General features: G+C 45.0%; 17 protein-coding genes. 12 read left to right on the forward strand and 5 right to left on the reverse strand.

Features of this window, described 5'->3' with window-relative positions; genetic code table 11:
• Window positions 1–137: 137 nt before the first annotated feature.
• The 3 genes from JRJ22_RS29220 to gshAB all read left to right on the forward strand — a co-directional run bounded on the left by JRJ22_RS29220 (window position 138) and on the right by gshAB (window position 3,337).
• On the forward strand, window positions 138–269 hold the full coding sequence (locus JRJ22_RS29220) for a DUF6254 family protein (protein WP_232381130.1): 132 nt from the start codon (window positions 138–140) through the stop codon (window positions 267–269).
• Between the two features lie 127 nt (window positions 270–396).
• The gene (locus JRJ22_RS13145; protein WP_206104849.1) at window positions 397–705 is read left to right on the forward strand and encodes an ArsR/SmtB family transcription factor; all 309 of its coding nucleotides are present in this window, start codon (window positions 397–399) and stop codon (window positions 703–705) included.
• Between the two features lie 310 nt (window positions 706–1,015).
• A complete protein-coding gene (gene gshAB / locus JRJ22_RS13150) occupies window positions 1,016–3,337 on the forward strand; it encodes a bifunctional glutamate--cysteine ligase GshA/glutathione synthetase GshB (RefSeq protein ID WP_206104850.1) in 2,322 nt (773 codons plus the stop codon).
• Here the strand turns inward: gshAB and JRJ22_RS13155 are convergent.
• A complete protein-coding gene (locus JRJ22_RS13155) occupies window positions 3,302–4,255 on the reverse strand; it encodes a helix-turn-helix transcriptional regulator (RefSeq protein ID WP_206104851.1) in 954 nt (317 codons plus the stop codon). The two genes, gshAB and JRJ22_RS13155, sit on opposite strands and share 36 nt — an antisense overlap.
• A 99-nt stretch (window positions 4,256–4,354) precedes the next feature.
• On the opposite strand from JRJ22_RS13155, the gene JRJ22_RS13160 reads away from it, so the two are divergent.
• From JRJ22_RS13160 to JRJ22_RS13170, 3 genes are all read left to right on the forward strand, one after another.
• Window positions 4,355–4,834, forward strand: a complete 480-nt coding sequence (locus tag JRJ22_RS13160; protein WP_206104852.1) for a GyrI-like domain-containing protein — start codon at window positions 4,355–4,357, stop codon at window positions 4,832–4,834.
• Window positions 4,835–4,856: 22 nt separating this feature from the next.
• Complete coding sequence (locus JRJ22_RS13165; RefSeq protein ID WP_206104853.1) at window positions 4,857–5,321, forward strand: DUF8821 family protein; 465 nt, start codon at window positions 4,857–4,859, stop codon at window positions 5,319–5,321.
• A 276-nt stretch (window positions 5,322–5,597) separates the two neighbouring features.
• On the forward strand, window positions 5,598–6,869 hold the full coding sequence (locus JRJ22_RS13170; RefSeq protein WP_206104854.1) for a BNR-4 repeat-containing protein: 1,272 nt from the start codon (window positions 5,598–5,600) through the stop codon (window positions 6,867–6,869).
• 77 nt (window positions 6,870–6,946) lie between these two features.
• On the opposite strand, the gene JRJ22_RS13175 is transcribed toward JRJ22_RS13170, so the two are convergent.
• Both JRJ22_RS13175 and JRJ22_RS29550 read right to left on the reverse strand, forming a co-directional pair.
• Window positions 6,947–8,521, reverse strand: coding sequence for an alpha amylase N-terminal ig-like domain-containing protein (locus tag JRJ22_RS13175; RefSeq protein WP_332461381.1), 1,575 nt, complete (start codon window positions 8,519–8,521; stop codon window positions 6,947–6,949).
• Window positions 8,518–8,745 carry an alpha amylase N-terminal ig-like domain-containing protein gene (locus tag JRJ22_RS29550; RefSeq protein WP_332461382.1) on the reverse strand — a complete coding sequence of 76 codons (228 nt, stop codon included), beginning with the start codon at window positions 8,743–8,745 and terminating at the stop codon, window positions 8,518–8,520. Before JRJ22_RS29550 ends, JRJ22_RS13175 begins: the two co-directional genes overlap by 4 nt.
• Window positions 8,746–9,115: 370 nt before the next feature.
• Here JRJ22_RS29550 and ku point away from each other — a divergent pair, with 370 nt between their 5' ends.
• Window positions 9,116–9,958, forward strand: a complete 843-nt coding sequence (ku, locus tag JRJ22_RS13180; RefSeq protein WP_206104855.1) for a non-homologous end joining protein Ku — start codon at window positions 9,116–9,118, stop codon at window positions 9,956–9,958.
• Between the two features lie 89 nt (window positions 9,959–10,047).
• On the opposite strand, the gene JRJ22_RS13185 is transcribed toward ku, so the two are convergent.
• Window positions 10,048–10,902 carry a manganese catalase family protein gene (locus JRJ22_RS13185; protein WP_206104856.1) on the reverse strand — a complete coding sequence of 285 codons (855 nt, stop codon included), beginning with the start codon at window positions 10,900–10,902 and terminating at the stop codon, window positions 10,048–10,050.
• A gap of 172 nt (window positions 10,903–11,074) precedes the next feature.
• Between JRJ22_RS13185 and JRJ22_RS13190 the strand changes: the two genes are divergently transcribed.
• Window positions 11,075–12,355 carry a bacillibactin exporter BcbE gene (locus tag JRJ22_RS13190; protein ID WP_206104857.1) on the forward strand — a complete coding sequence of 427 codons (1,281 nt, stop codon included), beginning with the start codon at window positions 11,075–11,077 and terminating at the stop codon, window positions 12,353–12,355.
• A gap of 104 nt (window positions 12,356–12,459) precedes the next feature.
• Here the strand turns inward: JRJ22_RS13190 and JRJ22_RS29225 are convergent, their stop codons facing one another.
• A complete protein-coding gene (locus JRJ22_RS29225) occupies window positions 12,460–12,690 on the reverse strand; it encodes a hypothetical protein (protein WP_232381131.1) in 231 nt (76 codons plus the stop codon).
• A gap of 120 nt (window positions 12,691–12,810) precedes the next feature.
• Here JRJ22_RS29225 and JRJ22_RS13200 point away from each other — a divergent pair, with 120 nt between their 5' ends.
• From JRJ22_RS13200 to JRJ22_RS13215, 4 genes are all read left to right on the forward strand, one after another.
• Window positions 12,811–13,800 carry an NAD(P)-dependent alcohol dehydrogenase gene (locus JRJ22_RS13200; RefSeq protein ID WP_206104858.1) on the forward strand — a complete coding sequence of 330 codons (990 nt, stop codon included), beginning with the start codon at window positions 12,811–12,813 and terminating at the stop codon, window positions 13,798–13,800.
• Window positions 13,801–13,837: 37 nt separating this feature from the next.
• A complete protein-coding gene (ppsA, locus tag JRJ22_RS13205; RefSeq protein WP_206104859.1) occupies window positions 13,838–16,453 on the forward strand; it encodes a phosphoenolpyruvate synthase in 2,616 nt (871 codons plus the stop codon).
• Between the two features lie 95 nt (window positions 16,454–16,548).
• Window positions 16,549–16,812 (forward strand): FAD/FMN-containing dehydrogenase, encoded by a 264-nt coding sequence (locus JRJ22_RS13210; protein WP_206104860.1) that lies wholly within the window; start codon window positions 16,549–16,551, stop codon window positions 16,810–16,812.
• A 101-nt stretch (window positions 16,813–16,913) separates the two neighbouring features.
• Window positions 16,914–17,612: a response regulator transcription factor gene (locus tag JRJ22_RS13215; RefSeq protein ID WP_206104861.1), complete on the forward strand. Its 699-nt coding sequence runs from the start codon at window positions 16,914–16,916 to the stop codon at window positions 17,610–17,612.
• The last annotated feature ends 5 nt before the right edge of the window (window positions 17,613–17,617 follow it).

The raw sequence follows: 17,617 nt of genomic DNA on the forward strand, positions 1-17,617 counted from the left end.
TCACAATGTACTATAGAAAATAGTAAACGCTTTTATGGCGGTTGTATAGTGCCGCATCAAATAATGAATGAACGAAGCCCGGGAATGACATCCTAAGGAAGTAGTATACATCTCAGTTCCCCGAGGAGGATTCTTGTATGACTCACCAGTTAAAAAGAAGAGAAGATGCCTGGAAGTCACGAAAGCAAGATCAGCATCCCCATGGTAAAATCAAATCGCTTAAGACCTTGTCCAGCGAATATGACGAGAAGCATACTACGACTTTGTAAGGAAGAGAAGGGCTGCCTGAGCATTTGCCGGCAGTCTTTCTTTTGCTGCATAAAAACACTTTGACGAATTCAATTTTATGGCGTACGATAAACGCATCAAATAAATTTGATTTGATGAGGTTAATCTATGGATACAGAACAACAATCACGGCTTTTTACGAATTACGAACAAAAGTTCAAGGCGCTGGCCGATCAGAAGCGTTTAGCGATTTTACTCGAAATTAATAAACATTCTGAAGTCTGTGTGTGTGATCTGGAGGGAATTGTAGATCTTCCGCAATCTAAGCTGTCTTATCACCTTAAGCTGTTGTTTGATGCAGATTTAATTAAATGCCGGCGAGAAGGCCGCTGGAATTATTACAGTATCAATGAGAAGGTTATGAAGTATCTTTTGCCGGACGACGTATGTTGTGTTTTTTACCCGCCGACTACATAAAGCGCGGGTAAAAATTTGCTCTACCCATCAAAATAATTTGATGGATAATAACTGGATAAGAACAATCTATATAGATTGAACTTAAAAACTTGAGATAAGGAAAGGAGTGCCGGAGGGGGATTTTGGAACTGTAGGAGCGTTAGCGACCGCATTTGTCTCCGGATTTCAACTGCTAACAGCAGAATAAATCAAGAAATCTGGGGACAACAGCGGCCGAAAGTCCAAATATCCACCGTAGGTGCGACTGATCCTGTACTCTAAAAACTTTAAGTTCATTCAATATAGACGATAATGAAAGAAGGTATATACGATGGTGAAGCTAAACCCGGAATTTTTAAATTACATAATTGACAACAATTTAACTCAAGACATCCTAAAGGGACAATTTGGCCTTGAAAAAGAGAACACTCGGGTCGATAAGCGGGGGAATCTTGCCCTAACTCCGCACCCGAAAGCCTTTGGCTCAAAAATGGATCATCCTTATATCAAAACGGATTTTTCGGAAAGTCAAGTGGAGATGATAACCCCCGTCTTCCGTACCATTGAGGAGACCTATCATTTCCTGGATGCACTTCAGGATATCGTGACGCTAGAATTGGGCGATGAGTATTTGTGGACCAGCAGTAATCCACCGGCGCTGCCGCATGAAGAGGATATTCCCGTTGCCCGGATGAATGACCCCTTTGAAGACGCTTATAGGGAGAAGCTGGCCAGAAAGTATGGAAAAAAGAAGCAGCTGCTCAGCGGAATCCACTTTAATTTTTCGTTCGATGAGGATTTTCTGCAAAGGCTATATCATGCTTCACAAAGTCATGGTGGCTTTAAGCAATTCAAAGACGGAGTTTATTTAAAAGTTGCACGGAACATTCTGAAATACCGCTGGTTACTGATTTATTTGACAGGCGCAAGTCCCGTATTTAATAAATCCTATGTAGAACAATGTGTTTCCTTAAGCGATCAGTTAGATGACGAGAGTCACTTCTTCCCCAATATGAGTTCACTCCGCAATAGTGTGTGCGGTTACCGGAATGAAAAACCTTTGTATGTTTCGTTTCAATCTATAGATGAATATGTGCGCGATTTGAGGGATTTGGTTCTTTCTAAGGAATTGCTGAGTGCAAAAGAGTTTTACAGCCCCATCCGGTTGAAGCCGGCGAAAGGGGAGCATCCGCTTCAGGAGCTTCAGGATCACGGGGTAGCTTACATAGAACTAAGGATGTTTGATTTGAACCCGCTTTTTAAGAACGGAATCGCTTTGCAGACCTTGAAGTTTGTGCATTTATTTCTTGTCTATCTTCTGCTGAAGCAGGATGAACCCTTTACCCAACAAGAACAGCAGCAAGCGGATTTAAACGTGGACGTACTTCTGATGACAGGGCTCCATGGGGAACTACGGGATAAGGGCTTATCCATTATTGATGAAATGCTAAAAATGAACAAATCACTTCAGCCTGACGATCAGGCAATGGTCCAGTATCTGAAAGAGCAAAAGAACATTCTAATGAACCCGGAGCTTAGTTACGCCTCTGTCATTAAAGCAGAAATTCAGGCTTCATCCTATTTGGATTATCACCTGGATAGGGCAAAGCAATATGCAGAGGAAAGCTCCGGAGCCGGATACAAGTTCACAGGTTACGAAGATTTAGAATTGTCGACTCAGCTTTTATTAAAAGCTGCTGTTAAGCGCGGAATCCGCTTTGAGCTCATAGATCGTGATGATAACTTTGTCGTCCTTACAAAAGGAGACCATCAAGAATACGTAAAACAGGCAACAAAAACCGCCTTAGATTCCTATAGCACAGTTCTAATCATGGAAAATAAGATTGTTACGAAGGAAGTTCTGAAGCATCACGGAATTCGGGTTCCGGCCGGAAAAGCTTATCAAAGCCCACAAGAGGCTATAAAGGATTATGAACTTCATCGGGAAAGAAAAATTGTAATTAAACCGAAATCAACCAATTTTGGACTGGGCATCACCATTTTCCCCCATAGCTTTACAGAGGAAGATTATCAGCAAGCGGTTGAAATGGCCTTTGCTCATGACCGGACGATCTTACTTGAGGAGTTTATATCCGGAAAGGAATACCGGTTCCTGGTGATGGGGGATGAGGTTGTCGGTATCCTGCATCGGGTACCCGCCAATGTTGTTGGAGATGGAATTCAGACGATCGAACAGCTTGTCAGCCAAAAGAACAAAGATCCTTTAAGGGGCAGAGGGTACAGAACCTCGCTTGAACGGATTCAATTAGGCGAAGCTGAAAAGCTGTTTTTGAGAAATCAATCCCTGAACACCTTCGATATCCCGCGACCCGGTGAAATCATTTATTTGAGAGAAAACTCAAACATCAGTACGGGTGGAGACAGTATCGATTATACAGACGATATTCCCGAAAGCTATAAACAACTTGCGATCCGGGCAGCCAAAGCTGCAGGAGCCACCTTTTGCGGAGTGGATATGATGATCGGGGACAGCAACGTAGAAGCAAATGAGGATAATTATGGTATCATCGAAATCAATTTTAATCCTGCGATTCATATTCATTGTTATCCTTATCAGGGGAAGAATCGAAGAGCAGACGATAAAATACTCGATTTATTATTCGGACCCGTATATATGCAATCTCTTTTGTAAACCAGCTAAGAGTTCTTCCGGCATTTCCCTAACTTTAATATCCTCGCCCAGGAAAAGCAGCCAGCTGGTTATCTCAGTCAATTCCTCAGGCTTATTTACATGAATAAAGGTCTTCAGAATCGCTGTGGTTTGGTAAGGATTCGTATAGGATAGTGACACTTTTAAGGGATGGTATTTCTTAAATTGGGCAATGGCGTTTGGACCGAGCTCCAGAACAAGATTGATTGCCTCTTCCTGCTTACTTAGGTTCTCAAAAATCTTTTTTTTGCTTACTCTTTTTTTCTCGGGGTAGGGAATGACATTAGTAAGATGGTCGACAGGATAGATCTCTTTCATTTCATTCTTCAGGTTAAAGGCTTCAATCAGCCAAAGGCTTTTATCACGGTAAAGGTGCAGGAGATAAATAGGATAAGTTTCTTCCTTTGTGCTAATCAATAAATAGCTGTCCAATAAAAGGATCTGGATCAGTTTTTCCAGCATGGGATGCGGCAGATCCGAAAGATCCAGCAGGTCTGGATTACTCGGATTGGTCCCTTCAAACAGCAGGATCTGATTTAAAAGAAACAGGTCTTCCTGCTGATTTTCTGAAATGAGGCCCAATAATTTCTCCGTTAAAGACTGACGGCTCTGAAGATAGGGGAGTTGGAGATTTCTTGTGGCCATAAAGGCAATGAATAGAGCTTTGACCTCATTGCCGGTAAAACGGACCGCGGGAAGGACCGAGTTGCGCATGACAGAGTATCCTCCATCCCTACCGACTTCTGCAACAAGCGGCATGCCCAGGGCCTCAATTTCCCTGATATCCCTAATGGCGGTCGAACGGGAGATATTAAATTCACGCATGATTTCAGAAATAGTAAAGTGGGCACGGTTGTTGATATACCGCATGATGATATTAATCCGCTCAACTTTTTTCATGGGAGCTCCTAAACAGTATCACTATTTGACATGATTTAAGGCTATCATATAACTATTAAGTGCTAAAGACAAATCCAGAAGAAAAGGAAGGGATTGAACATGACTCTATTTACCCTGGAAGAAAAAGAAGGCTTTACAGTTGTAGGTTTAGGAACTGAGCTTAAGAGTGATTACACAGACTATGCGGGTATTAACAAAGAAAAGACCGAATTTTGGGAGGCCGTCAGCCAGGATGGAAGACTGGATTATTTAAAAGGCATTGCCGTGAATGACTACATTTTTGCCGTGAATGAAGCAGTGAACAATAAGATGATGCATTATGCAGGTGTCATGACGGATGCTGCGGCACCTGAAGACGCCAGAGTGATCCAATTTCCAAAAGGGCCTTATCTGGTGGTTAAAGGGGAAGCGAAGACAGCTGATGAATTAACTAATAAGCTGGCCGGGGTTGCCTTTGGTCAAGCCTTGCCGGAAGCCAAGAATTTCGCCTATGTAGGAGGGCCGAACACAACAGCCCTGATGGGGCAGCGAAACGGCCAGGTTTATGGTGAAATGTGGATTCCTGTAGTGAAAAAATAAAGAGATAAAAGGAGGCAGGGGCATGTCCTATATCGTTGATTTTAAAAATGTGTCTACAAGTGGTTTAGAGTCTTCACCCGTTGCAGAAGCGCTTGCCGGTTTGCGTGCGAACGAAGCCCGTTACTTTAATAACAAATACAAGCATGAATTTACCGTTGTACCCGCCAGCGAAAGCCAGGAGACCCTTGACTATGTGAACCGGATTTTGAAAACAGAACGTGATCTAGAATTTGCGGCCAAGCCTTTAGAAACTTCGCGTTTTCAAGTGGAGAATATCCGGTTTGCCTACGTTTTTTACGAGGATGGTCTAGCGCTTAATGTTATGTATACGGTTGATGATCCCAAGAAGCGGGCGGTTGGTTTTAAGCTTTCCGAGGGGATGGAGGTTCCCAAGGAGCTAAAAGCAAAATTTAAGTTTGCCCGGCAAAAGTCTAAACTGGCTGGAACCATCCGGGGCTCGTTTTTTGTAATCAAAGGAGAATATTAACTTAAGCGTAACCGCATTTTGAAAAGTCCGAATTCCGGGCTTTTCTTTATTTGTCTACAAAAATCGAAGCTTGTACAGCATTCTTGCAAAAGTACAGTAACATTTCCTTCATCCGGGTGTTATCTTAGACCTGCGATACCGGAAAAGCCAACAGCGAAGGATGTGGTGCCGAGCATTTTTGAAAAGATATTAATGAATGCGTTTACATTCGAGTGGTTTTGTTCTGGATTAGCAAGGTATGCATACTAGAGGCAATTATCTGAGGGAGGCGAAACAATGAACACATTTAGAAAGTGGAATCTCAGTCTCGTTATATTGGCGCTATTGACTCTGCTTCCGGCGGCTACGGGAAACGCGGCTGCGGTGCTTGAAGAGGTTCCTTTCCCGATGGATTCCAGTAATCAGGCCGGTTGGTGGTCGCCTATTGATACTTATGGACTAGGTTTTGAATATGCGTATATGGCATATAATGCGCCAGGGTCAATCGCAAGCAAGCATACGGTAGCCATTGCGAGACGGGACAACGACGGCATCTGGAGCAAACTCCCGTTAATGAATGGTACTGTCCCGGCGGAATTTGATGATGATCTAGGCCATAATCAGCCATCCATAGCCAGAGACGGAAGCGGACGGTTTCACGTCTTCGCTTCCATGCACAGCAAACCATGGAATTACTACCGCTCAGATACGGTAGGCGGCATTCCCCAGAATCATTCAGATGAGCTTCCCCAAGGGATGAATGTAACTTATCCGATCGTTACAACCGCCCCGAACGGGGATTTGTACTTGCTGGTCCGTGTCGACAAAGATACAGCAGGAAAAAGAGAGGCCGTCCTGTTCCGCTGGAATAACGCAGAGTCGGTGTGGAGCCAGATCAAGGTGATTGCGTCCCACCTGAACCGGTCTGTCTACCCTGATGATTTGGTCTTCGATTCGAACGGAGATCTTCATATTCTGTTTGAGTGGGCGTATTTTGCGGCCAGTCCTCTGCGCCATCAATTGTCTTATCTGAAATACAGCCCATCTATGAACATCTTTACTAAGGCGGACGGAACATCTGTGGTGCCGCCAGTCTCACTGACTACGGCGGATATTGTACAGCCTCTGGCTCCTAGCGAAATCTATGTACAAAGTGGCAGCGATCCCGGTGGCCCGGGTGTCCAGAGTGCAAAGATGACCGTAGATTCTGATGGACATCCATATATCGCATACCGCTATCGTGAAGAGGGAAGTACAAGCTTTTCGGTGAAGCAGGCCACTTATGGCACAGGGGGCTGGACACGGCAAACGGTCTATAATGCTGCTCCGACGAATGCAGCCATTGATGTGACCTGGACAGGAAATGCGGCAAGAATCTATTACGTAAAAAGCAGCGGCAGTGACCGGGCATTTATGGCAGTAAATACAGGGGGAGCCTGGACCGAAACCTCACTGGCCCCCGGCATCCCGGTGGAACGGCTGGCAGTGGACCGCAGTCCCAAGGGTGTTGATATTCTGTATCTGGTGGATGTAACGAATCTTAAGCTCTATTACGGCCGAAACGAATAAGCTGAAGCGCTGATTTTAGGGGCAGAACACACCGCCAAGGCATCTGACGGTGTGTTCTGAAAGGTTTTTGTTCATGTTTAGATTTTGAGTAATATTTTAAAGCTGAAAGGCTCCAGTTCAACCTTAATACTGTCCTCAGTGGATACGACAGGTTCGCTGTTTAAGCTATCCTGCCAGCTCCCGTCCAAAGGAAGGAACAGGGTAACAGGCTGTTCAGAAGCATTCATCCAAATGGTCAAATGGGTACTGCTATCCTTCCGTTCATAGACAAAGGAACGTTCCCGCGGCTCCGCTTGCAAAAATCTGAAATCACCGGTGCGCAGAGCCGGATGCTCCTTACGAAGCCGGATTAGCGCCTTGTAGGAGTTGAACAAGTCCCGGTCCTGTCCGTCTGGGTCCCAGATCATGCATTTCCGGCAATCCGGATCGCCTTCGCCCTCTAGTCCAATCTCGTCGCCATAATAAATGCAAGGTGTTCCTGTGAAGGTTAGCAGAAAGGCAATCGCCAGCTTCAGCTTTCGTTTATCGCCTCCAAGCTGTGTGAGGACACGCGGCGTGTCGTGACTGGCCATCAGATTGAAAAGAACTTCGTTAGCCTGTTGCGGATAACGTATCAGCAGTCCGCTGATGTGGGAAGCAAAGGTTTCAGCATCCATTTCATCCGATCGCAGATATTCGATCAAGCGGTCGGACAGAGGATAGTTCATTACCGAATCAAACTGGTCCCCCTGCAGCCAGCGCAAGGAATCGTTCCATACTTCTCCGATAATAAAGGCTTCCGGATTAACCGCTTTGACCCGTCTGCGGAATTCCCTCCAGAAGGCATGATCAATCTCGCTTGCCACATCCAGACGCCATCCGTCCATACCGATTTCCTTCAACCAGTACTCTGCAATATCAAGTAAATATTCACGGGTGTCCGGATTGGCGGTATTCAGCTTCGGCATTTGTTCAACAAACCCGAAAGTATCATAATTCGGATCTCCTTCCCTGACCTTAACCGGGAACTCGTTAATATGGAACCAGTTCACATATTCCGATTGCTCCCCGTGCTCAATTACATCCTTAAATTGCGGGGAATTAGCACTAATATGATTGAATACCGCATCAAGCACGATCCGTATCCCCTTGGAGTGTGCGTTCTGCACCAGCTCCTTCAGCAGCTCCAGATCACCGAAATGCGGGTCGACTTGTTTATAATCGGTTGTATCGTACTTATGGTTGGTTGGTGCTTTGAATATGGGGGTAAGGTAGATGGCCGTAATCCCCAAATCCTCCAAATAATCCAGATGATCGATAATGCCTTGCAGATCACCGCCAAAGAAACTCTCCTCTGTGGGCTTATCCCCCCATGGTGAGATATTTTCCGGATCCGTTTCTGGATCGCCGTTCGCAAAACGGTCCGGCATGATCTGATAGAATACAGCTGACTTTGCCCATTCAGGAGCCTGAAACAAATCAATCTGATGAATATACGGCCGGTCATAGAACCCTGTCGGAGCCTCCGGTTCTTCAGCAAAAATGCCGTTTTCGGTCATCCACACGGTCTCTTCCCCGGAGTGAAAGCGGAACCCGTAGGAGAAGCGCCGATGCTCAGGCTGAACCGTTGTCTGCCAGTAATCAAAGAAATGGTCGGACGAGACTTTGTTCATCTCGTGCTCGCTTCGTGCTCGCTGTGATAGGCTTCCCAGTCATACTTATCTCCTGTTAGTACAAAGACCTTATCCACGTTCTGTTTTTTGGTTCTGACTCGTAAATGGAAGGAATCCTTATTATACTGATAGGCCCAATTGCTGTGAGGCGCATGATGCAGGCTTTCCAGGCTGATGTTGGTTTGGAGCCCTGTAGCGTTCATCGCTTGTTCGTTTGATATCATATGGTGTCCCTCCAGAACGTCTAGTTTAAGTAGTATTATTTTAAAAGTTGCATGGAAACTTCGGCCTTCCCTTTCTTTCGCTGTTATCATGTTGCCTTACAACTTTACCCTTCGGAGTAAAATTTAAACTTTTAAAGAAACCAGTTAGTTATATTCTTGTTAAAGGTCAGAACAAAACCTGATGTGTATGCGCTAGAATTCCATGATTCTTCAACAGTAATTCCCCCTTTAGCGTTAATCATCCTGTATGAGTAGAACTAAGTTACCCTTTTTGGGTACCCTCAATCATGGCACTCAACTTCCTATTGATTGCATACCGCGGTATAAGGTTAATAAATGGCAATTGAGAACAAAAAAGGAGGATACCGTTATGCAGGCCATATGGAAAGGGGCTGTCAGTTTCGGGTTGGTCCATGTTCCCGTGAAAATGTATGCCTCTACCGAGGATAAGGATATTACACTCCGGATGCTCCACCGCGAATATAAAGAACCGATCCAATATAAACGCACCTGCCCCAAATGCGAAGAAGAAGTTCCCTGGAGCGATATTGTCAAAGGCTATGAATACAAAGAAGGACAATATGTTACTTTTGAGCACCAGGAACTAGAGGATTTGGTTTCGGAAACCTCACGGGAAATCCGGATTATCGATTTTGTTGATTGGTCCGAGATTGATCCGATCTATTTTCAAAGGACCTATTATCTTTCGCCGGAGGAGACCGGCCAGCATGCATATAAGCTGCTCGTGAATGCACTGGAAGCTACCCAAAAAATCGGTGTTGCCCATGTAACGATCCGGCAGAAAAGCAGCTTAGCTGCAGTAAGGGTGATAGACGGTGTACTCTCCCTGGTCACGATGTTCTATGCTGAGGAATTACGCGACAAATCTCAGATTCCTAACTTGCCGGATAAAGAAAAAGTAGACCGCAGGGAACTGGATATGGCAAAAATGCTTATAGAACGGTTAACAGGTAATTTTGAACCCGAGAAATATAGAGATGAATATAAAGCGCGCTTGCGGGGAGCCATTGAGGATAAGATGGAGGGTAAGGAAGTCCAAACGACAACCGAAGAGAGTACAGCCAATGTGCTCGATCTTATGGATGCTTTGCAGGCCAGCCTGAAGCAGCTGAAGCCGTTTGATGAGACGGATAAAGACAGCAAACCCTCCAAGAGACGCGCAGCAAGCCGCACTAAACGTACTGGAGCTTAAAGCTTATAGGAAAATGTATACTCCAAATCTTTCCTAAACATTAGATCAGGAGAGATTTGGAGTTCTTGTATACATCATATTTATAAACCTTAGAAATTCATGTCCTGCAGACCCGGACTATGCTCATTAGGCATCTCTGGCATAACCGGGACCGGGAAACCAGGCGGAGGCGGGACTACCTCCAGAGTGCCTTTATTCCGGCTAGGAGAAGTACCCTGGAAGATTTCGGCCATCCTGGATGGATCCAGGCTAAAGTTGAACTGGGCATTATGGTAGCCCATATCTACATATTTGCGGCATTCGGGATATTTATTGATGTCATAGTTCGGTATTGGGAATATATTACCCCAATTCACGCCCAGAGTTTCGAGTGCCTTTGCAAATGCGTTCTGGTGGGCATTATCGCGTACAATCAGGAAAGCCAAGGTTTCACGGAATGTTTTATTGGAGCTCATTTCATAAATCCGGGTTTTCTGGAGCACACCAGTCGATTCCAGGACAACATTATTCAAGAGGTCGCTGATCAGATTGCCATGGCTGTATACATAATTCCCCATCCACGGATTTCCCGCCGCGTCTACAGGCAGTGAGCTTTGTGCACCCACAATGAAATGATGCGGATTGGCATGCTTCACTGCTTGATCGAGAGGTGCACCATCTGTGCCTGCATTTCCGGCCTGCGCTTCACCGGATCCGTTCAGCAGCTGGTTAATGGTATGCTGTACCAGATCTACATGGGCAATCTCTTCTAAGAATACGCCGCGAAGCAAATCGCGAAACTGGATTTCTTTTCCCCGGAAATTGCTGCTTTGGAAAAAATACTGCATCATCGTCCGCATTTCCCCATAGTGTCCGCCAAGAATCTCCTGCAACACTTTGGCTGCGGCTGGATCCGGCTTATCAACGACGATGTCGTTAATCAATCCTTCTTTATAGAAATACAAAAGAACATCCTCCTTGTATATCTCGTTTGAGTTTTTCCACTATAGTTTCCTCGTCAGCAGGAATGTTTATGCACTTTCTTCAGGACATCGCTTTTTACAAACGGACTGAATAAATACAGCCTTAAGAACCACAATAAGCAAGGGTAGCAATAAAGAAGAAGGTGGTTCTTCAATGAAAGGTAATAAAGGGGCATTAATCGCACTTGCTTCGATTCCGTTAATTATGACACTTGGCAATTCCATGTTATTACCTATACTGCCTCAAATATCAAAAGAGCTGGGTATTAATGCTTTTAAAGTCAGTATGGTCATCACGGTATATGGCCTAATCGCCATCCTGATGATTCCAATTGCCGGATATCTATCGGACCGCTTTGGACGGGAAATCGTCATATTACCCAGTCTCATCCTAGCAGCCTTAGGGGGCGCAGTCTGTGTTGCGGCTGCATGGTTTTTTACAGGAGTAACGGCTTATTGGGTCATTCTTGGGGGACGTTTTCTCCAGGGGATTGGAGCAGCAGGCGCATTCCCGATTGTTCTTCCTTTCGTAGGGGATCTGTTCAAGGATGAGAAGGAGGTTAGTAAAGGATTAGGAGTCATTGAGACCTCTAATACCTTCGGTAAAGTGCTAAGTCCGATTCTGGGCGCTTATTTAGGTACTTTGCTGTGGTATGCTCCGTTTATTGCTATCCCGGTCCTGTGTCTGATTTCATTTACCCTGGTTGTGTTTCTGGTAAAGAAACCAAAGTCAGAGGAGAAGACCGAAGTCAAAAGCATCGGGCAATTTTTAACCGGCATTAAAGAAATTCTGCATAAAAAGGGCCGGTGGCTGTATGCGATATTTACGATTGGCGGAATATGCATGTTCGCAACCTTCGGAGTGTTGTTCTATTTATCAGAGACCTTGGAATCGAAGTATAATCTGCATGGAGCTTCTAAGGGATATGTACTGGCAATCCCCCTTGCACTATTGTGTCTGGCTTCTTACGGAAGCGGGAAAATCATCGGAAAAAATAAGCTGTTAATGAAATGGCTTGGCTTCGGGGGAATGGTTCTGTTAACGGCGGCAATGCTCATTACAGGCTTTAGTCAGAATATATTTTTCATGGTAGGATTCTTAACTGTAAGCGGTATTGGGATCGGTGTGGTACTGCCTTGCATGGATGCGCTGATTACAGAGGGGATTGAGAAAGAGAACCGGGGTACGATCACCTCTTTATACAGCAGTATGAGGTTTATCGGGGTTGCGCTGGGACCTCCAGTCGTGTCACTCCTCATGAACCGGGGGCATTGGGTATTGTTCGGCACTATGGCAGCCGTAGGGGCGGTTGGAGCACTGCTGTCCTTATTTGCCGTAACTCCGAGCAAGAAGGAGAATGAAGGCGGAGACCATCCAAGGGAAAACAGCTTTGGACAAAAGAAAGGTACTCTTTTCCGTCAGCGGGCGCGTTAGGCAGCTTCATGTACAACAACCTAATAACTGGAATGAAAAACGGGGATGTCCTATTGGCCTTAAAAGGCTTTTAGAACATCCCCTTTTCTTAATGTGCTGCCCAGTTACAGGGATAAAGCTTTATTCGCATTTGCAACGTCATCGGAGAGCAGCTTAGGAAGATCATAAGACGGGTACAGGCCTCGCTCCAGCATGAAATAATAAATTTTACCGTGTTCGACGGGTGAAACCAGAATGGCCAAGATGATCATAACGGTAAGAAAGTAACCATAGAGGCCCATTGGAACGGAGCAGCCGGTACTTGGGCTTTTTACTGTGTCATAGGTAGTAACCATTTTGCTGAACGTTTCGTATGAATCCCTAGAAAGAATAAACTATATTATGAATATTAACGGAATTAATTTAATATGAAACTATAGAATACTCCCCAAAATCCGATCGAATGGAGAATGTACATGAGAGAACATGACTCGATGAAAGCAATGGTCTATGATTCTTATGGAACACCAGCAGTCCTCCGGATAGAATCGGTAGATATCCCTGATCCCAAGGATCATGAAGTCTTAATCGAAGTCCATGCGGCTTCGGTTAACTCCTGGGACTGGGACCTCCTGCGCGGGAAACCGTTCATAAACCGGCTGGGAGCTTTCCGCACACCGCGTTACCGGATCCTTGGGGCAGATATTGCAGGGAAGGTCATTGCGGTTGGTGCAGCTGCTACACGATTTAAACCGGGGGATGAGGTTTTTGGGGATCTTTCCGGCTGCGGCTGGGGCGGATTTGCCGAGTATGTCTGCGCTGCAGAGGGAGCATTGACGCCAAAGCCTGCGAGAGTAGGCTTCATAGACGCGGCAGCCATTCCTCAAGCAGCCGTACTTGCCTTGCAGGGCCTGCGTGATGCGGGGAATTTGCAAAGCGGGCAGCATGTTCTTATCAATGGAGCCGGCGGCGGAGTCGGGACGTTCGCAATCCAGTACGCCAAATTGCATGGGGCAGAAGTGACCGGAGTTGATAACACCGGGAAGCTGGATATACTACGTGCTATAGGTGCGGATCATGTGATCGATTATACGGAAGAAGACTTCACGGTAAAAGGTATACAATATGATTTGATACTTGATGTAGTCGGAAATAAATCCATTTTCAGATTGAAGCGCGCACTAAGAAATGGTGGTGCCTATATCATGATCGGAGGCCCTATGTCACGGATTATCACGAATCTGTTGTGGGCTCCGTTAGTTTCTCTGCTTGAAAGGAAGAAGATCAAAGTACTCGTGCATAAACCCAATCACGGAGATCAGCTGGTTTGGAAAGAGCTTGTCGAAACAGGCCAAGTCACACCCGTTATTGATCGGCAGTACCCGTTACATCAGGCAGCCCAGGGACTTCAGGATCTCGGAAATGGTTCTGTACAAGGCAAAGCTGTCGTCTGCATGAAGCTTTAGAATGATTTTCGCAACCTAATCGTTAGGAGAGATGTGTATGAGTGCTTTGGTTATCGGGTTTGAGGAAGTGAACAATACGCAGCTTTTGCTCGTTGGCGGAAAAGGGCTACACTTAGGGGAATTATCCAAAATAGAAGGAATACAGGTACCCGAAGGCTTTTGTGTGACAACAGCTGGATTTCAGCAAGCCCTCGAACATAACGAACCGTATCACGCTTTATTGAATCGGCTAACCTTGCTTACCGCAGATAATCGGGATCAGATTGATGAGATCAGCGGGAAGATTCGGGACATCATTTTGGAAATCGAAATTCCCTCCAATGTTGCGGAAGAAGTAACTCTCCATCTTTCCCAGCTCGGCGAAGAACACGCTTATGCCGTGCGTTCCAGTGCTACTGCTGAAGATTTACCGCATGCTTCTTTTGCTGGTCAACATGACACTTATCTGAATATCATCGGCAAAGAGTCAATCCTGCAGCATATTCGCAAATGTTGGGCTTCCCTATTTACAGAACGCGCGGTAATCTACCGTATACAAAATGGATTTGACCATCATCAAGTTTACTTATCTGTTATCGTCCAAAGGATGGTTTTCCCGCAGGCTTCAGGAATTGTATTTACCGCTGATCCGGTTACTTCTAACCGAAAGCTGTTGTCCATCGATGCCAGTTTTGGACTTGGCGAAGCATTGGTCTCAGGCCTGGTATCTGCTGATTGCTATAAAGTACAGGGAGAGGACATCGTTAATAAACGGATAACTGCCAAGAAACTGGCGATGTATGGAGTAAAAGAAGGCGGGACAGTAACTCGTGAGATCGCTCCCGATCTGCAGAAGACACAAACACTTACGGATGAGCAAATTTTACAGCTAGCACGCACCGGAAGACAGATCGAGGCTTATTTGGGTTGCCCCCAGGATATCGAGTGGTGTCTGGACCAGGATATCTTTTATATTGTCCAGAGCCGGCCCATCACTACGTTATACCCGGTCCCGGAAGCCAATGATCCGGACAATCACGTCTATGTATCTGTCGGTCATCAGCAAATGATGACGGACCCGTTGAAACCACTCGGAATGTCGATTTTCCAGCTCACTTCCTTTGGACCCCGTTATAAAGCGGGTGGAAGATTATTTGTTGATGTTACACCAATGCTGGCTTCACCGGAAAGCCGGGATAAATTATTACATACCTTTGGGCAACACGAGCCGCTCATTTATGATGCAATCTCGACGATACTAAAGCGTAATTTTATAAAAACATTACCAAGAATTGATGCGGATACGCTGAGCCCCCCTAAAAGTAATTCAACAATGTCCTCTCCAGGTCTTCAAGCCCGGAATGAAATCGATCCGGCAATCGTACCCAATTTGATTAAAAACACACAAACATCAATAGAAACATTAAAACAAACGATCCAAACGAAATCCGGATCAGAATTAATGGACTTTATTCAAGAAGACATACAAGAGTTGAAGAAGATTCTGTTTGACAAGGAAAGTTCAGCTGTGATTAAGGCTGTGATGGATGCTTCACTATGGATCAATGAAAAGATGAACGAATGGTTAGGCGAGAAAAACGCCGCTGATACGCTATCTCAATCTGTACCAAGCAATATCACTTCGGAAATTGGCCTTGCATTGTTAGAAGTTGCAGATGTGATTCGGCCATATCCAGAAGTGATTGATTATTTACAGCATGTTAAAGATGATCATTTCATGGATGAATTAGTTAAGCTGGAGGGCGGACAGGAAGCCCATGACGCTTTGTATGATTATCTCAGTAAATACGGAATGCGATGTGCCGGAGAAATCGATATTACCAGAACTCGCTGGAGCGAACAACCGGCTATACTTATCCCCATCCTTCTGGGTAACATTAAGAACCTTGAGCCTAATGCCGGCACTCGGAAATTTGAGCAAGGCCGTCAGGAAGCTTTGACCAAAGAGCAAGAGTTATTAGAGCGATTGCTGCAATTACCGGATGGTGCTCAAAAAGCCAAAGAAACCAAAGTAATGATCGACCGTATCCGTAATTTCAGCGGGTATAGGGAATATCCCAAATATGGTATGGTTAATCGATACTTCTTATATAAACAAGCCTTATTGAGAGAAGCCGGACAACTCGTGCAAGCAGGCATTATTCATGAACAACAAGATATATACTATCTAACGTTCGAAGAACTTCACGAAGTCATTCGCAGCCATAAACTGGATTATCAGACGATCAGCAAACGAAAAGATGAGTATACATTATATGACAAGCTAACCCCGCCACGTGTAATTACGTCTGATGGTGAGATTATTACAGGTGAGTACAAGAGAGGGGATTTACCCTCCGATGCTATTGTAGGTCTGCCTGTGTCTTCCGGAGTGACAGAAGGACGGGCACGGGTCATTATCAATATGGAGGATGCCGATCTAGAGGATGGAGACATATTAGTGACCTCCTTTACTGACCCCAGCTGGACAGCATTGTTTGTATCCATAAAAGGCCTGGTCACCGAAGTTGGCGGATTGATGACCCATGGAGCGGTAATCGCACGTGAATATGGCTTACCGGCAGTTGTCGGTGTGCAGAATGCTACCCAACTGATCCAAGACGGGCAACAAATTCGTGTAAATGGAACAGAAGGGTATATCGAAATATTGTAATTAATATTTTTTTGCAGCTTCATAACTTCTTCATAAGCTGCAAATTTGTTCTTCATAACTCTTTTATATAGTGTAACTATAAGGAGGAGATACAAATGAAGAAATTGTGGATTTGCTTAACGGCATTAATACTGGTGATGGGAATTGGAACCGCAGGTGCGTACGCCGCAACAGCAAATAATGATAATAACGACAGAGGATTATTCGAGAAAATGCTGCCCTTCGCCAAGCAAATGCACCCCAACCTGTCAGAGGATCAAATCAAGAAAATGCATGACAATTGCAGTAATTCATCCGAAACGGGCATGTCAGGTATGATGCAAAATGCTCAACATGGCAGCAGTATGATGAACTTCTAATCCGAATCCGATCATGATAAGATAAGACCTCATAGAAATGAGATAGATCTCAATAAAATGAGGTCTATCTTATTTTTTCAAACAAAGTAGGTGATGAGTCCGTGAAAATTTTAGTGGTGGATGATGAAGAACATATTCTTCAGGTCATTAAGGCTTATTTGGAAAAAAATAAATATATTGTATATGAAGCCGATACAGGAAAAGGCGCGATTCATCTTTTTGAGACCTTACAGCCCGATCTGATCGTGCTGGATTTGATGCTTCCCGATATGACCGGAGAGGAAGTATGCAGAATAGTCCGCAAATCATCGAACGTTCCCATTCTCATGCTGACTGCAAAAAGCAGTGAAGACGATATGGTGAACGGGCTAATGATCGGAGCTGATGATTATATTACCAAACCATTCAGCCCAAGAGAGCTGCTCGCCCGGGTTATTAGTCTTTTAAGAAGAACCAATCTGCCGCAGCAAGAGAATAGTTCACGGCTGTCCTTTGCCCAAGGCGCTTTAACAATGGATTTAGAGCGTTATGAGGTGAGAATGAACAAGGAGGACGTATCTCTTACCCTGATGGAGTTTAAGCTGCTGGAAACTTTAGCGAAGCACCCCAAGAGAGTGTTCTCACGGCTTGAACTGGTGAACCTTACCCAGGGCGATTCCTATGAAGGATTTGAGCGAACCATCGATGTTCATATTAAGAATATTAGACAAAAAATTGGCGATGACCCTAAGCACCCTCTTTTTATTGGTACCGTATTTGGCGTAGGGTATAAATTCTTGGTGAATTCAGATGCTACATAGAGGCG

Source organism: Paenibacillus tianjinensis (genome assembly GCF_017086365.1).
In the GTDB taxonomy this organism is placed as follows: domain Bacteria; phylum Bacillota; class Bacilli; order Paenibacillales; family Paenibacillaceae; genus Paenibacillus_AQ; species Paenibacillus_AQ tianjinensis.

Coding starts and splice junctions, on each gene's coding strand:
- ppsA (WP_206104859.1), top strand. CDS start 13,838: ATGAGTGCTTTGGTTATCGGGTTTGAGGAAGTGAACAATACGCAGCTT.
- JRJ22_RS29225 (WP_232381131.1), bottom strand. CDS start 12,690: ATGGTTACTACCTATGACACAGTAAAAAGCCCAAGTACCGGCTGCTCC.
- JRJ22_RS29550 (WP_332461382.1), bottom strand. CDS start 8,745: ATGATATCAAACGAACAAGCGATGAACGCTACAGGGCTCCAAACCAAC.
- JRJ22_RS29220 (WP_232381130.1), top strand. CDS start 138: ATGACTCACCAGTTAAAAAGAAGAGAAGATGCCTGGAAGTCACGAAAG.
- JRJ22_RS13155 (WP_206104851.1), bottom strand. CDS start 4,255: ATGAAAAAAGTTGAGCGGATTAATATCATCATGCGGTATATCAACAAC.
- JRJ22_RS13175 (WP_332461381.1), bottom strand. CDS start 8,521: ATGAACAAAGTCTCGTCCGACCATTTCTTTGATTACTGGCAGACAACG.
- JRJ22_RS13190 (WP_206104857.1), top strand. CDS start 11,075: ATGAAAGGTAATAAAGGGGCATTAATCGCACTTGCTTCGATTCCGTTA.
- JRJ22_RS13145 (WP_206104849.1), top strand. CDS start 397: ATGGATACAGAACAACAATCACGGCTTTTTACGAATTACGAACAAAAG.
- ku (WP_206104855.1), top strand. CDS start 9,116: ATGCAGGCCATATGGAAAGGGGCTGTCAGTTTCGGGTTGGTCCATGTT.
- JRJ22_RS13210 (WP_206104860.1), top strand. CDS start 16,549: ATGAAGAAATTGTGGATTTGCTTAACGGCATTAATACTGGTGATGGGA.
- gshAB (WP_206104850.1), top strand. CDS start 1,016: ATGGTGAAGCTAAACCCGGAATTTTTAAATTACATAATTGACAACAAT.
- JRJ22_RS13160 (WP_206104852.1), top strand. CDS start 4,355: ATGACTCTATTTACCCTGGAAGAAAAAGAAGGCTTTACAGTTGTAGGT.
- JRJ22_RS13165 (WP_206104853.1), top strand. CDS start 4,857: ATGTCCTATATCGTTGATTTTAAAAATGTGTCTACAAGTGGTTTAGAG.
- JRJ22_RS13170 (WP_206104854.1), top strand. CDS start 5,598: ATGAACACATTTAGAAAGTGGAATCTCAGTCTCGTTATATTGGCGCTA.
- JRJ22_RS13200 (WP_206104858.1), top strand. CDS start 12,811: ATGAGAGAACATGACTCGATGAAAGCAATGGTCTATGATTCTTATGGA.